The organism is Gymnodinialimonas ceratoperidinii (assembly GCF_019297855.1).
GTDB lineage: Bacteria > Pseudomonadota > Alphaproteobacteria > Rhodobacterales > Rhodobacteraceae > Gymnodinialimonas > Gymnodinialimonas ceratoperidinii.
In genome coordinates this window covers 3,611,395-3,621,968 of sequence record NZ_CP079194.1, presented here as the reverse complement: position 1 = coordinate 3,621,968, position 10,574 = coordinate 3,611,395, and the positions used below count along the sequence as shown (strand labels likewise).

The following is a 10,574-nucleotide window of genomic DNA, read 5'->3' as shown; positions in this document are numbered from 1 at the left end:
CCCCCCCCCCCCCCCCCCCCCCCCCCCGCGCACCGGCCACCCACCCAAGCCGCGTCCTCGGGCCCACACCCGCTCCCCCTTCATCTTGGTAAATACAACTCCCCCCGGAGGGCCGCTCTCCCACAGCGCCATCGACCGCCACCGTGCCACTCCCGCCCGATCATGCGTCCAAAGATTCGCACCCACCCCGCAACCATCGCGCGCGACGGATTCATTCAGGCGTCCCGCCTTCCCAAGTTTTAAGACAGCGGCTCCGGCACGATGGCGTCGACTTCAATCTCCACCAGCCATTCAGGGTTAACGAAGCGGTCGATCGCCATGATCGTGTCGACCGGCCGCGCCTCGCGGCAGTAAAGCTTGCGCGCGTCGATGGCTTCCTTCCACCTGTCGATGTCGGTCAGGATCACCCGGGTGCGTACGATGTCCTGCAGGCCGGAACCCGCCTCTTCGAGGGCGCTCTTGATGATCTCGAAACACTGGCGGGTCTGGGCGAAGACATCCCCGATGCCCACGGTCTGGCCCTCGGCGTTCACTGGAGCGGTGCCGCCCACTGCGATGAAGGCGCCGACCCTGACGGCGCGGCTGAAGCCCACGATCTCTTCCATCGGGTTGCCGTTCGAAATCAACTGGCGGGTGGTCATCACGGTCTCCACCCATTCGATGCGGCACAGGTAGGGGCGAAACGAGAGGGTCATTCGTTTCGCGCTGAGCATAGCACATTCTGACGTCTGCGCGGGATCGAAGTGACACGAGGGTTTCCCAAGCGCCTTTCGTGCCGCCTGATACCGATCCCCACGCGGCGGAAGACCGGCTCGTTTCGCCCGGCGCGGGATTTTATGCCGTGCCGATCGGGGATTTCCGCCACACCCATCTGGACATGGACGAAAATCCGGCCTACTCCCTGCCTCGGTCTAGGGGCGTAGCTCAGTTGGTAGAGCACCGGATTCCAAATCCGACGGTCGGGAGTTCGAGTCTCTCCGCCCCTGCCAGACCATCCTTTCCAAAAATCCCGAAAACGCCATTGAACGCGCCAACCTGCATATGCCTGCCCTAACGGACGCGCATGCCTGTCTTAACGGATGCGCAGAACAACCGCGATCACGCCGGGGATCTCCCACAGCCAGCCTTTGACCTGCGGCCAGAGGCGCGCGCCCTTGAGGGGCGGGGCGCTGGTGGAGACCTCCAGCCCTTCGCGCCGCGCGATCAGGCGGGCGCGGGGCAGGTGATAGGCATCAGAGACAAGGATCACACGGGTCTCACCTTCCAGCAACGAGACAGCATTGCGGATGTTCTGAACGGTATTGGTGGACGACGCTTCGAGCCGGATCGCGTCACTGGGCACCCCCTCAGCGCGCAGGATCTCGGCCATGACCTCGGCTTCGGTCGGGGGAAACCGTCCCAGTCCGCCGCAGGGAATCACCACGTCTCCATGGCCCTCATGGTAGAGGGCAGCGCCATGGCGGGTGCGCCGCCGCAGGGTCGGTGACGCCCCGTTCTGCCAGACGGCGGCGCCTAGAATCACGATTGCGGTCACCTTGCCCAAGCCTCCTTGCATGCGCGCGCCCTCATGCGTATATGCGCTGTGATCGAAGGAAGTGACCGACCCATGACAAATCCGTTCCAGTTTTTGCAGCAAACCCGCTCTGAAGTGGCGAAGGTTGTCTGGCCGACCCGCCGCGAAGTGCTGGTCACGACGGCCATGGTCTTCGTGATGGCTGTTCTGGCCGCGATCTTCTTTTTCGGCGTTGATTGGCTGATCCGCAATGCGCTTGAGCTGATCCTCACCTCTTTCGGCTGATCTCTCGCACCGGGTGCCGACGTCGAGGGGGCTTGATTTCCCCTGACTTGGCTTGTACTCCGCCACCATCCCCCAAACCTGAAGCATCTGACAGCGCGCACCGCTGGGATGTGGTAATGGGGAGAGGGCCGATTCTGGTCTCGTTGCAACACCCGGCCCCGCTGAGGGCCCGCTAATAAACGGAAACGCATTCATGGCGAAGCGCTGGTATTCGGTCTCGGTTCTGTCGAACTTTGAAAAACGCATCGCAGAGCAGATCAGGACCGCCGTGGCCGAAAAGGGCCTCGAGGACGTGATCGAAGAAGTGCTGGTCCCGGAAGAAGACGTGATCGAGGTCCGCCGCGGCAAGAAGGTCACCGTACCGCGCCGCTTTATGCCCGGCTACGTGCTGGTCCGCATGGAGATGACAGACGTGGGCTACCACGTGATCTCGTCGATCCAGCGGGTCACCGGCTTCCTCGGCCCGCAAGGCCGCCCCATGCCGATGCGCGACGAGGAAGTGAACGCGATCCTCAACCGCGTGGAAGAGGGCGAAGCCAGCCCACGCTCGACGATCACCTTTGAGGTCGGCGAGAAGGTCAAGGTCAACGATGGCCCGTTCGAGGATTTCGACGGCATGGTCGAAGAGGTCGACGAAGAGAACCAGCGCCTGAAGGTGACGGTCTCGATCTTCGGCCGCGCGACGCCGGTGGAGCTGGAATACACGCAGGTTTCCAAACAGATGTAAGCGCAAATCGCGCCGAGGTTGCAGGGCCGCTCCGAAGGGGGCGGCCTTTTGCGTTGGGGACGCTGTCAGGGCGCACGCCGCCCGCCCCGCGGCCAGCCGGAATACGGCAGGGGCCCGCGACACGCGCTTGCGAGCCATTTTCCATTTGCCATGACCGCGATTCCGGCTTAGGAGGCGGGCTTCCATGGATGGGCGCCCTGCGTTCGTCCCTGAAAACTGTGGGAGGCGAGGCGATCGCGATCGTCGGACCAGACCGCAGCCACAAAGGCCCCGAAACGCGATGAGGGGCTGTTGGTATAAAGGAGAGGCCTCATGGCCAAGAAACTCGTCGGCTCGATGAAACTGCAGATCCCTGCAGGTCAAGCCAACCCAAGCCCCCCCGTGGGCCCTGCGCTGGGTCAGCGCGGCATCAACATCATGGAATTCTGCAAGGCGTTCAACGCCAAGACGCAGGAGATGGAGCAGGGTGCACCGTGCCCGACCGTCATCCAGTACTACCAGGACAAGTCCTTCACGATGGACATCAAGACGCCGCCTGCGTCTTACTACCTGAAGAAAGCCGCCGGCCTTAAGCCCGTCGGCAAGCGTAACCGTCCCCGTGGTGCAGAGACGCCCGGTCGTGAGACGGTGGCAACGATCACATCCAAGCAGCTGCGCGAGATTGCAGAAGCGAAGATGGTCGACCTCAGCGCGAACGACGTCGAGGCAGCAATGAAAATCGTCCTTGGCTCGGCCAAGTCGATGGGCATCGAGGTGAAGGGGTAACAACCATGGGTAAAGTGGGAAAACGCTTCGCCGCTGCCAAGGCAGCCTTCGAAGGCCAGGAAAACGTCACGGTTGAAGAAGCCGTTTCGCTGATCAAATCCAACTCCAAGACGAAATTCGACGAGACCGTCGAAATCGCCATGAAGCTTGGCGTCGATCCGCGCCACGCGGACCAGATGGTTCGTGGCACGGTTAACCTGCCCAACGGCACCGGCAAGACGGTCCGCGTGGCCGTGTTCGCCCGTGGTCCGAAGGCTGAAGAGGCCGAGGCGGCAGGCGCAGACATCGTCGGCGCCGAGGATCTGATGGAAAAGGTGCAAGCCGGCAACATCGACTTCGACCGCTGCATCGCCACCCCCGACATGATGCCCATCGTGGGCCGTCTGGGTAAGGTGCTTGGTCCCCGGAACCTGATGCCGAACCCGAAGATCGGCACCGTGACCATGGACGTCAAGGAGGCCGTCGAGGCAGCCAAGGGCGGTCAGGTCCAGTTCAAGGCCGAGAAGGCCGGTGTGGTTCACGCAGGCGTCGGCAAGGCCTCTTTCTCGGAAGAGCAGCTGGTCGAGAACATCCGCGCGTTCGTGGATGCCGTCTCCAAGGCGAAGCCGACCGGTGCCAAGGGCTCCTACATGCAGAAGATCAACCTGTCCTCCACCATGGGGCCGGGCGTATCTTTGAGCGTCGACAACGCGACGGGCAACTAAGCTCCGACCGTTACCGAAAATTTCGAGAAAGGCGCCCCTTCGCGGGCGCCTTTTTTGTTGCAATCGGGCGGGGCAGCCTGCCCATTTGAGGTCACACTCCGTGACTGCAAGAGGGGCTGCCCATGGCTGACACAGACGAACCCGCGCCACAGATCATCGAGCTGCGCGGCGTGCCCTGCCTGCTGGATCACGACGTGGCCGCGCAATTCGGCGTGAAGACCGCGGCCCTGAATCAGGCGGTGAAGCGCAATGCGGAGAAATTCGGCGATGACTTCGCCTTCGAGCTGACCCGCGAGGAGTTTGCCGACTTGAAATCACAAAATGTGATCGCAAGCGGCCATGGTGGCCGGCGGCGGCCACCGAAGGCCTTCACCGAACATGGTGTCGTGATGGCGGCCACCCTGTTGCGCAGTCCGGTGGCCATCGCGGCCTCGCGCCAGATCGTGGCGAGTTTCGTGGCCACGCGGCGCGCGACGGCGCGGGTGGCAGCGGGGCAGAACCTGCCTGCCGCGGCGCGGGCCACGGCGCTGATGGGCGCGGGGGCCGACCCCGACAGCTCCCTGCGCGGGCGCCTGCAGGTGGCGCTGAACCGGGTGCTCGACGCGATCGCCGACCCCGAGGAGAACACCTCGGTCCGCGATGAGGCGCGCAGTGTCGCGCTGGAGGGACTGGGCTACCTGAAGGCGCGGCTGAAGCGCGGCGAGATCGAGAACGAAAAGACCCTGGCCGAGATCCGCAGCATCCTGACACAGGCCGAGAAGACCTCGACCGAGGCGGAAGCGCAGCACATCGAAAACGCGCATCGGCGCATGGCGTTGCTGGCGAAGGAGTTGCAATTGATCCTCGGCGCACAAATGTACCTCCAGACAGGAGAGACCGAGGGCCTGATGGCAACGCTGGAAGATCTCGCCAAATAGCGCCTGCCCCCCTTGGCAAATTGGACCGATCCGTTTAGGGACGCTCTTGCAGCAGAGCGTGCGATTCGTCGGGCGCTCTTTTGCGTTTCGTCCGAGACGGTGGGTTGGGGCCTTAAAATCCCGTTAATTCCTGCCTGAGATGGGATCAGACAGTTGTTGAACGCTCACTCCGTTGAGCGCTTGGCGGTGTTCGGTTCCGTTGCACGCGGACCAAAAACCGCCGGAGCGATCCGGTTAATTGAGCGGTGGGGAAACCCGCCAAGTTGGAGAAAACCTGTGGATAGAGCCCAGAAAGAGAAAGTGGTCGAGGAACTCGGCCAGATCTTTGAAAGCTCTGGCGTCGTGGTAGTGGCACACTACCAGGGCCTCACGGTTGCTAACATGCAGGATCTGCGCGGTCGCGTTCGCGACGCGGGCGGTGCTGTGCGTGTTGCCAAGAACAAGCTCGCCAAGATTGCCCTTGAGGGAACGGATGTCGCTGGCATCTCTGACCTGATGACGGGCATGACTGTTCTTGCCTATTCGGAAGACCCGGTCGCGGCTGCCAAAGCTGCGGACGAGTTTGCCAAGGAGAATGACAACTACGTCATCCTCGGCGGTGCGATGGGCGAAAACATCCTGGATGCCGATGGTGTTAAAGCCGTTGCGAAGATGCCTTCCCGCGAGGAGCTTATCGCTTCCATCGTTGGTTGCATCGGCGCACCTGCCTCGAACATCGCCGGTGCCATTGGCGCGCCTGCCTCGAATATCGCTTCCATCCTTTCGACCATCGAAGAGAAGGCGGCGTAAGCACCCGTTGAGACCCGCCCTTGTGGCGTTGGAACACATACTTACATACGGAAAAAGCAAATGGCTGATCTGAAGAAACTCGCAGAAGAGATCGTTGGTCTGACCCTCCTGGAAGCCCAGGAACTGAAGACCATCCTGAAAGACGAATACGGCATCGAGCCCGCCGCTGGCGGCGCCGTGATGATGGCGGCCGGTGGCGACGCCGGTGGTGCGGCTGCTGAAGAGCAGACCGAATTCGACGTCGTTCTGAAGAACGCCGGCGCCTCCAAGATCAACGTGATCAAGGAAGTTCGCGGCATCACGGGCCTCGGCCTGAAAGAAGCCAAGGACCTCGTCGAGGCCGGCGGCAAGATCAAAGAAGGCGTCGACAAGGCGGAAGCCGAAGAAGTCAAAGCCAAGCTGGAAGCAGCCGGCGCAGAGGTCGAGCTGGCCTAATTGGTCTGGCGCCCCCGTTTCGGGGCAACAATTTGGCTGGATCCGAGGGAAACCTTGGGTCCAGCCGTATCTGTCTTGGCAAGGGCCCTTCGAGAAGGGCGTTTTCCAAGACGGTGACAAGGGATCGGGCTTTGCCGGTGGGACGGCAGACAGATTGATCCGTCATGTCTTATTTCTTGCTACCCTCAGCCGGGCCCCGACGGCATGAGGGAGGCGCGAGAAACGAAAGGTGCGATCGAACATGGCGCAAACTTACGCAGGCCAGAAACGAATCCGCAAATTCTACGGTAAAATCCGCGAAGTGCTGGAAATGCCGAACCTGATCGAGGTTCAGAAGTCGTCCTACGACCTGTTCCTGAAGTCGGGCGATCAGATGGAGCCGATGGACGGCGAAGGCATCAAGGGTGTCTTCCAGTCGGTTTTCCCGATCAAGGATTTCAACGAAACCGCGATCCTCGAGTTCGTCAAGTACGAGCTGGAGACGCCGAAGTTCGATGTTGAGGAGTGCCAGCAGCGCGACCTCACCTATGCCGCGCCCCTCAAGGTGACGCTGCGGCTCATCGTGTTCGATATCGATGAGGACACCGGCGCGAAGTCCGTCAAGGACATCAAGGAACAAGACGTGTTCATGGGCGACATGCCCCTGATGACGCCGAACGGCACCTTCGTCGTGAACGGCACCGAGCGTGTGATCGTATCCCAGATGCACCGCTCCCCCGGCGTGTTCTTCGACCACGACAAGGGCAAGACCCATTCCTCGGGCAAGCTGCTCTTTGCCTGCCGCATCATCCCCTACCGCGGCTCTTGGCTGGACTTCGAGTTCGACGCCAAGGACATCGTCTTCTCGCGCATCGACCGTCGTCGCAAGCTGCCTGTGACCACCCTGCTTTACGCTCTGGGTCTGGACCAGGAAGGCATCATGGATGCCTATTACGACACCGTCACCTACAAGATGGTCAAAGGCGAAGGCTGGTCCACGAAGTTCTTCCCCGAGCGGGTTCGTGGCACCCGTCCGACGGCGGACCTCGTCGACGCCAACACCGGTGAAGTGATCGCCGAGGCCGGCAAGAAGGTCACCCCCCGCGCGGTCAAGAAGTGGATCGACGAGGGCCAGATCGAGAACCTGCTGGTGCCCTTCGACGGCATCATCGGGCGCTATGCGGCCAAGGATATCATCAACGAGGAAACCGGTGCGATCTACGTCGAAGCCGGTGACGAGTTGACGTGGGAAATCGGCAAGGACGGCGAAGTCAGCGGCGGTACGCTGAAAGAGCTGATCGACGCGGGCATCACCGAGATCCCCGTGCTCGACATCGATAACGTCAACGTCGGTCCCTACATCCGCAACACGCTGGCCGTGGACAAGAACATCAACCGCGAATCCGCGCTGATGGACATCTACCGCGTCATGCGTCCGGGCGAGCCGCCCACCGTTGAAGCCGCGTCGACCCTGTTCGACCAGCTCTTCTTCGACAGCGAGCGTTACGACCTCTCGGCCGTGGGCCGGGTGAAGATGAACATGCGTCTCGATCTGGACGCGGAAGACACCATGCGCACCCTGCGCAAGGAAGACATCATCTCCTGCGTCAAGGCGCTGGTGGAGCTGCGCGATGGCCGCGGCGACATCGACGACATCGACCACCTCGGCAACCGCCGGGTGCGGTCGGTTGGCGAGCTGATGGAGAACCAGTATCGCGTGGGTCTCCTGCGCATGGAGCGCGCGATCAAGGAGCGTATGTCCTCCGTCGAGATCGACACGGTCATGCCGCAGGACCTGATCAACGCCAAGCCCGCGGCTGCCGCCGTGCGCGAGTTCTTCGGCTCTTCGCAGCTGTCGCAGTTCATGGACCAGACGAACCCGCTTTCGGAAGTGACGCACAAGCGTCGTCTCTCCGCGCTCGGGCCGGGTGGTCTGACCCGCGAGCGTGCGGGCTTTGAGGTCCGCGACGTTCACCCTACCCACTATGGTCGGATGTGCCCGATTGAAACGCCGGAAGGTCCGAACATCGGCCTGATCAACTCGTTGGCGACCTATGCTCGCGTGAACAAGTACGGCTTCATCGAGACCCCCTACCGCCGCGTGAACGACGCCGTTGTCACCGACGACGTGGTCTACATGTCCGCGACCGAGGAAATGCGTCACACCGTGGCGCAGGCGAACGCCAACCTCGATGAGAACGGCCGTTTCGTGAACGACATGGTCAACACGCGGATGTCCGGGGAATACACGCTGAACCCCCGCGAGGCGATCGACCTGATCGACGTGTCGCCCAAGCAGTTGGTCTCCGTCGCCGCATCGCTGATCCCGTTCCTCGAGAACGACGACGCCAACCGCGCCCTCATGGGCTCGAACATGCAACGTCAGGCCGTGCCGCTTCTGCAAGCGGACGCGCCCTTCGTGGGCACCGGGATCGAGGCCGTCGTGGCCAAGGACTCCGGCGCTGCGATCATGGCCAAGCGTGGCGGTGTCATCGACCAGGTCGACGCACAGCGTATCGTGATCCGGGCGACCGAAGACCTCGAGTTGGGTGACGCGGGCGTGGACATCTACCGTCTGCGCAAGTTCCAGCGCTCGAACCAGAACACCTGCATCAACCAGCGTCCGCTGGTGAAGGTGGGTGACACGGTCGGCAAGGGCGAAGTGATCGCCGACGGTCCCTCCACGGACATCGGTGAACTGGCGCTCGGCAAGAACGTGATCGTCGCGTTCATGCCGTGGAACGGCTACAACTACGAGGACTCGATCCTGATCTCCGAGCGGATCTCGCGCGATGACGTCTTCACCTCGATCCACATCGAGGAATTCGAAGTCGCCGCCCGTGACACGAAGCTTGGACCGGAAGAGATCACCCGTGACATTCCCAACGTCGGCGAGGAAGCGCTCCGGAACCTCGACGAGGCGGGCATCGTCTACATCGGCGCCGAAGTGGAGCCGGGTGACATTCTCGTCGGCAAGATCACCCCGAAGGGCGAGAGCCCGATGACGCCGGAAGAAAAGCTTCTGCGCGCCATCTTCGGTGAAAAGGCCTCGGACGTTCGTGACACCTCGCTGCGCGTGAAGCCCGGCGACTACGGCACGATCGTGGAAGTGCGCGTCTTCAACCGCCACGGTGTGGAGAAGGACGAACGTGCCCTTCAGATCGAGCGGGAAGAAGTCGAGCGTCTGGCCCGTGACCGGGACGACGAGCTGGTGATCCTCGAGCGGAACATCTACGCCCGTCTGCGCGGCATGATCCTTGGCAAGACGGCTGTGAAAGGCCCGAAAGGCGTGAAGCCCAACACGGTCATCACGGAAGACCTGCTGGACGGTCAGCTGTCCCGCGGCCAGTGGTGGCAGCTTGCTCTGGAAGACGAGCAGGACGCGGCTCACATCGAAGCCCTGAACCAGCAGTTCGACGCGCAGAAGCGCGCGCTCGATCACCGGTTCGAGGACAAGGTCGAGAAAGTCCGTCGCGGCGACGATCTGCCCCCGGGCGTGATGAAGATGGTCAAGGTCTTCATCGCCGTGAAGCGCAAGCTTCAGCCGGGCGACAAGATGGCCGGTCGTCACGGAAACAAGGGTGTGATCTCGAAAGTGGTGCCGATGGAGGACATGCCGTTCCTCGCAGACGGTACCCCGGTCGACTTCGTGCTCAACCCGCTCGGCGTGCCTTCGCGGATGAACGTCGGTCAGATCCTTGAAACCCACATGGGTTGGGCCGCGCGCGGCATGGGTCTGCAGATCGACGAGGCACTCGACGAATATCGCCGCTCCGGCGACATGACCCCGGTGCGCGATGCTCTGAAGATCGCTTACGGCGACGAGGTCTATGAAGAGGCCTTCGCGTCCCGCGACGAGGACTCGCTGCTCGAGGCCGCTGGCAACGTCACCAAGGGCGTTCCGATTGCAACGCCCGTCTTCGACGGTGCGAAGGAAGCGGACGTGAACGATGCGCTGATCCGCGCGGGCTTCTCCACCTCGGGCCAGTCGAAACTGTTCGACGGTCGTACCGGTGAGCAATTCGCCCGTGAGGTGACGGTGGGTGTCAAATACCTGCTGAAGCTGCACCACCTTGTCGACGACAAGATCCACGCCCGTTCCACGGGACCGTACTCGCTCGTTACGCAACAGCCGTTGGGTGGTAAGGCGCAGTTCGGTGGTCAGCGCTTCGGTGAGATGGAGGTCTGGGCTCTGGAAGCTTACGGCGCCGCCTACACCCTGCAGGAGATGCTGACGGTGAAGTCGGATGACGTGGCAGGCCGGACCAAGGTCTACGAGAGCATCGTCAAGGGTGAGGACAACTTCGAGGCCGGCGTACCGGAATCGTTCAACGTTCTCGTCAAAGAGGTCCGCGGCCTGGGCCTCAACATGGAACTCCTGGATGCGGAGGGTGAGGAGTGAGCCAACTGGCGGGGTAACCCCGCCCAACGGCCCCCGGGCAGGGCGCGCGTTGTCGCAC

At 62.4% G+C, this 10,574-nt stretch carries 10 protein-coding genes and 1 tRNA gene; 9 read left to right on the top strand and 2 right to left on the bottom strand.

Going from position 1 to position 10,574, the window contains the following annotated elements:
- Window positions 1-239 precede the first annotated feature (239 nt).
- On the bottom strand, window positions 240-695 hold the full coding sequence (locus tag KYE46_RS17470) for a RidA family protein (RefSeq protein ID WP_247716871.1): 456 nt from the start codon (window positions 693-695) through the stop codon (window positions 240-242).
- 218 nt (window positions 696-913) lie between these two features.
- On the opposite strand from KYE46_RS17470, the gene KYE46_RS17465 reads away from it, so the two are divergent.
- Window positions 914-989, top strand: a tRNA-Trp gene (locus KYE46_RS17465).
- 83 nt (window positions 990-1,072) lie between these two features.
- Here the strand turns inward: KYE46_RS17465 and KYE46_RS17460 are convergent.
- Window positions 1,073-1,534, bottom strand: a complete 462-nt coding sequence (locus KYE46_RS17460) for a YdcF family protein (protein WP_219002506.1) — start codon at window positions 1,532-1,534, stop codon at window positions 1,073-1,075.
- A 72-nt stretch (window positions 1,535-1,606) separates the two neighbouring features.
- On the opposite strand from KYE46_RS17460, the gene secE reads away from it, so the two are divergent.
- From secE to rpoB, 8 genes are all read left to right on the top strand, one after another.
- Window positions 1,607-1,798 carry a preprotein translocase subunit SecE gene (gene secE, locus KYE46_RS17455; protein WP_219002504.1) on the top strand — a complete coding sequence of 64 codons (192 nt, stop codon included), beginning with the start codon at window positions 1,607-1,609 and terminating at the stop codon, window positions 1,796-1,798.
- A gap of 193 nt (window positions 1,799-1,991) precedes the next feature.
- Window positions 1,992-2,525 carry a transcription termination/antitermination protein NusG gene (gene nusG / locus KYE46_RS17450; protein ID WP_219002502.1) on the top strand — a complete coding sequence of 178 codons (534 nt, stop codon included), beginning with the start codon at window positions 1,992-1,994 and terminating at the stop codon, window positions 2,523-2,525.
- Window positions 2,526-2,837: 312 nt separating this feature from the next.
- Complete coding sequence (gene rplK, locus KYE46_RS17445) at window positions 2,838-3,290, top strand: 50S ribosomal protein L11 (protein ID WP_219002500.1); 453 nt, start codon at window positions 2,838-2,840, stop codon at window positions 3,288-3,290.
- Window positions 3,291-3,295: 5 nt separating this feature from the next.
- Window positions 3,296-3,994, top strand: a complete 699-nt coding sequence (gene rplA / locus KYE46_RS17440) for a 50S ribosomal protein L1 (protein ID WP_219002498.1) — start codon at window positions 3,296-3,298, stop codon at window positions 3,992-3,994.
- A 122-nt stretch (window positions 3,995-4,116) separates the two neighbouring features.
- Window positions 4,117-4,911, top strand: a complete 795-nt coding sequence (locus tag KYE46_RS17435) for an ORF6N domain-containing protein (RefSeq protein ID WP_219002496.1) — start codon at window positions 4,117-4,119, stop codon at window positions 4,909-4,911.
- A 276-nt stretch (window positions 4,912-5,187) separates the two neighbouring features.
- On the top strand, window positions 5,188-5,700 hold the full coding sequence (gene rplJ / locus KYE46_RS17430; protein ID WP_219002494.1) for a 50S ribosomal protein L10: 513 nt from the start codon (window positions 5,188-5,190) through the stop codon (window positions 5,698-5,700).
- Between the two features lie 60 nt (window positions 5,701-5,760).
- On the top strand, window positions 5,761-6,135 hold the full coding sequence (rplL, locus tag KYE46_RS17425) for a 50S ribosomal protein L7/L12 (protein ID WP_219002492.1): 375 nt from the start codon (window positions 5,761-5,763) through the stop codon (window positions 6,133-6,135).
- A gap of 241 nt (window positions 6,136-6,376) precedes the next feature.
- Window positions 6,377-10,516, top strand: a complete 4,140-nt coding sequence (rpoB, locus tag KYE46_RS17420; protein WP_219002489.1) for a DNA-directed RNA polymerase subunit beta — start codon at window positions 6,377-6,379, stop codon at window positions 10,514-10,516.
- Window positions 10,517-10,574: the final 58 nt, after the last annotated feature.